The sequence below is a fragment of the Inquilinus limosus genome, from assembly GCF_002195995.1.
Lineage (GTDB): Bacteria > Pseudomonadota > Alphaproteobacteria > DSM-16000 > Inquilinaceae > Inquilinus > Inquilinus limosus_C.
This window is the reverse complement of sequence record NZ_NHON01000208.1, coordinates 1-2,172: the sequence shown is the minus strand read 5'-3', so window position 1 is coordinate 2,172 and position 2,172 is coordinate 1. Positions and strand designations below refer to the sequence as shown.

The window sequence follows — 2,172 nt, the reverse complement described above, 5'->3', positions numbered from 1 at the left end:
GCGTCATCGGTGCGGGACAGATGGGCAGCGGCATCGCCCAGGTCGGCGCCCAGAGCGGCTTCACCATCCGGCTGATGGACGTCGATGCGAAGGCGTTGGAGCGGGCGCGGCCCCGGCCTCCTCCACGCCCTCATCCTCGGAATTCTGGATCGGCCGCGACTGCGCCACCACCTTCGGCCGCACCACCGGCTGCTCCGGCGACGGGTCGACCGGCGCGGCCTGGGCGGCATCGATCGAGGCGTTCAGCGCCCAGCGCTGGGCCCCGATCCGGCATCCCACCGCCTGGCCCTCCTGCCCGCCCCGGCCGATGCGGAAGATGCGGCAGACGCGCGGCGAGGTCTGGGTCTTGATCACGGTGACGGACAGGCCGGAGGGCAGGCGCTTCGACGCGTTGGTGCGCTCGGTCTCGAGGATGCGCTGCAGCGCCCGCATGTCGTCGGCCGACAGGCTGCCGAGGTCGACCGCCGCCGCAGCCGGCCCGGCCAGGGCCAGCAGCAGCAGCGCCGCCCCGCCCGCCGTCGCGATCCGACTGATCCCCACCTGCCGCACGCGCCACTCCTCGCAACCCCGCTCCGGCGGCCCGGGTTGCCCCGGCCGCGGTGGCGCCAAGGTAAGCCTTCCGGCCGCCGGTTGCACGCCTTGCGTGCCCGCCCGGGCCGGGCGGCGAAGGATCGCGGTTTCGCCGGGACACGACTTGCTCTAGAGGGAATGCATGAGCCTGCTCGACCGACTCCGCGCCTGCACCGCCCATGATTCCGCCCGGCTGCGCCCCTGGCGGATCGGCGATACCGTCGCCGGCTGGGTGGCCCCGCCCGTGGCCGATCTGCTCGACCGCCGGCCCGGCCCGCTGCGGCCGGAGGGGCGCGGCTGGCGGCTGGACGAGCGGCTGGACGGGCCGGAGGCGCGGGCCGCGGCGCTGGAGGAGATCACCGACCGGCTGATCGAGGCCGGGCTGGTGCGCAAGCGGCGCGACGAGCGCTATCCGATGGTCTCCGAATGGGGCGCGCCGCTGCTGGCGACGGTCGACCGCGGCGCCGCGGTGGCGCTGGGCATCAAGTCCTTCGGCATCCATCTCAACGGCGTGGTCGAGGCGGCGGACGGCCCGCTGCTGTGGGTCGCCAAGCGCGCGGCGGACCGGGCGCTGGCGCCCGGCAAGCTCGACAACCTCGTCGCCGGCGGCCAGCCAGCCGGCCTCTCCCTGGCCGAGAACCTGGTCAAGGAATGCGCCGAGGAGGCCGCGATCCCGGCGGAGCTGGCGCGGCGGGCAGTGCCGGCCGGCGCCATCACCTACATGATGGACACGGCCGAGGGGCTGCGCCGCGACACGCTGTTCGTCTACGACCTGGCGCTGGCCCCGGACTTCACGCCGCGCAACACCGACGGCGAGGTCGAGAGCTTCGCGCGCCGGCCGCTGGCGGCGGTGCTGGAGCAGCTGCGCGACACCGAGGATTTCAAGTTCAACGTCGCGCTGGTGATCATCGACCTGGCCATCCGGCGCGGCATCGTCGGGCCGGAGGAGCCGGATTATCTGGCGCTGTGCCGCGGCTTGCGCGAGCCTACCGATCCGCCGTCCCATCCCCGCGCCGGCTGACAGGAACAAATGCCGGCGCGTGGCGTTCAACAGCCGTCGTCGCCCTTGGAGATCCCATGCGAATCCTGCCGTTCGCCCTCGCCCTCGGACTGGCCCTTCCGGTCGCCGCCTGCGGCGGCAGCAGCCACACGCCGCCGCCCGGCACCGCCGGCGCGACGACGGGGCAGGAGCTGATCGACCTGGACAATGCCTACCGCCAGGGCGCGATCACCCAGGACGAGTACGAAGAGCAGCGCGAGAAGATCCTGGACAAGTGAGGGTCGCCCCTCGCCTTCCCTGTCATTGCCGGGCTTGACCCACGGCTGTCCGGTTAAGCTTTTGGGGTTGTGGATAGAGTCCCTGATCTCAACTTTTATTGTCATTGCCGGGCTTGACCCGGCAATCCAGGGGCCACCAAAAGCCGCTCTGGCCGCCCCTGKATCCTCGGGTCAAGCCCACGGCTGTCCGGTTTAGTTTCAGGCCCATTGGAGCATCAATTGGTCTGGATTGGAGAGAGGGATAGGGTCGGGCAGGAGCAGGCGGTCGATGCGCCTGCGCTGCATGAGGTTGGCGCGGACCAGGCGAGCGAAGGCGAGCGGTGA

Annotated in this window: 3 protein-coding genes and 1 pseudogene; 2 read left to right on the top strand and 2 right to left on the bottom strand. The window is 71.9% G+C overall.

Annotation, left to right across the window (positions count from 1 at the left end; translation table 11 throughout):
• Positions 1 to 60 precede the first annotated feature (60 nt).
• The gene (locus BWR60_RS38540) at positions 61 to 549 is read right to left on the bottom strand and encodes a hypothetical protein (RefSeq protein ID WP_230983284.1); all 489 of its coding nucleotides are present in this window, start codon (positions 547 to 549) and stop codon (positions 61 to 63) included.
• Between the two features lie 163 nt (positions 550 to 712).
• On the opposite strand from BWR60_RS38540, the gene BWR60_RS35945 reads away from it, so the two are divergent.
• Both BWR60_RS35945 and BWR60_RS35940 read left to right on the top strand, forming a co-directional pair.
• Positions 713 to 1,591, top strand: coding sequence for a DUF4743 domain-containing protein (locus BWR60_RS35945; RefSeq protein WP_088158141.1), 879 nt, complete (start codon positions 713 to 715; stop codon positions 1,589 to 1,591).
• Between the two features lie 56 nt (positions 1,592 to 1,647).
• Complete coding sequence (locus BWR60_RS35940) at positions 1,648 to 1,848, top strand: SHOCT domain-containing protein (protein WP_088158139.1); 201 nt, start codon at positions 1,648 to 1,650, stop codon at positions 1,846 to 1,848.
• Between the two features lie 198 nt (positions 1,849 to 2,046).
• Here BWR60_RS35940 and BWR60_RS36755 read toward each other — a convergent pair.
• Positions 2,047 to 2,172: pseudogene (locus BWR60_RS36755) on the bottom strand (IS4 family transposase); the annotation flags it as partial.

Coding starts and splice junctions, on each gene's coding strand:
- BWR60_RS35945 (WP_088158141.1), top strand. CDS start 713: ATGAGCCTGCTCGACCGACTCCGCGCCTGCACCGCCCATGATTCCGCC.
- BWR60_RS35940 (WP_088158139.1), top strand. CDS start 1,648: ATGCGAATCCTGCCGTTCGCCCTCGCCCTCGGACTGGCCCTTCCGGTC.